Origin of the sequence: Streptomyces sp. NRRL S-495 (assembly GCF_000966955.1) — a bacterium.
Classification (GTDB): domain Bacteria; phylum Actinomycetota; class Actinomycetes; order Streptomycetales; family Streptomycetaceae; genus Kitasatospora; species Kitasatospora purpeofusca.
Window position 1 is genome coordinate 1 of the sequence record NZ_JZWY01001401.1, and the last position, 220, is coordinate 220.

Annotated in this window: 1 protein-coding gene; it reads left to right on the top strand. The window is 73.6% G+C overall.

The window, feature by feature from the left end; all coding sequences use genetic code 11:
• A partial coding sequence (locus tag VR45_RS41865) for a hypothetical protein (protein WP_045945236.1) occupies positions 1 to 220 on the top strand: 220 nt, incomplete at both ends.

Sequence of the window (220 nt, forward strand, 5' to 3'; positions counted from 1 at the left end):
CCCGCTGTTCCAGGTGATGCTGCTGCTGGAGGGCGCGAGCCAGGGCGCGACCGGCGGTGACGCCCCGCTCGACCTGGCCGGGCTGCCGGCCGCGATCGAACCGGTCGGCGGGTACGTCGCCAAGTTCGACCTCTCCGTCGGCATGGGGGAGTCCTTCGACGCCGAGGGCGCCCCGGCCGGCCTGGAGTGCGCGATCGACTACGCCACCGACCTGTTCGAC